Annotated in this window: 1 protein-coding gene; it reads right to left on the minus strand. The window is 68.3% G+C overall.

What is annotated here, in order from left to right; all coding sequences use genetic code 11:
• Positions 1 to 460: hypothetical protein (locus tag FXF51_RS61710; protein ID WP_222872001.1), on the minus strand; the 460-nt coding region annotated here is incomplete at both ends.

Genomic DNA, 460 nt, shown 5'->3' on the forward strand with positions numbered 1-460 from the left:
CTGTGCGGGTCGGCCATCACGTAGCTCTCCGCCGGGTCGCCCAGCACGCGCAGGATGACCTCCCGGTAGATCGGGTTGGCCACCTGAGGCGGGGGTTTCAGGGTGATCAGGCCGAGGTCGCGGACGTAGGACAGGTCATTGGAGTAGGTCTCGTCCGTGTGCGGGAACGTCCCGGCCACGATCGGCTCCATGAGGCGCTTGACCCGGGGCTCGTGCAGCCGGGCCGCCAGGGCGTCCAGATGGATGGCGCGCGCCCGGATCAGCCGTTCCTTGGCCTCCTCCACCTGCCCGTCGGTGATGGCCCCGGTCACCCCCATCTTCACGGTGATCTCATGAGCGACGGCGTTGACCAGCCAGGGCTGTCCCTGGGTCAGCTCGAAGACCCGGTCCACGGCGTCCTTGGTGAACACCTGGCCGGTCGCCTGCGTGTGCTGATCGTAGAGCTCGGCGATCTCGTCGG

This window comes from Nonomuraea sp. PA05, assembly GCF_008086045.1.
Taxonomy (GTDB): Bacteria; Actinomycetota; Actinomycetes; order Streptosporangiales; family Streptosporangiaceae; genus Nonomuraea; species Nonomuraea monospora.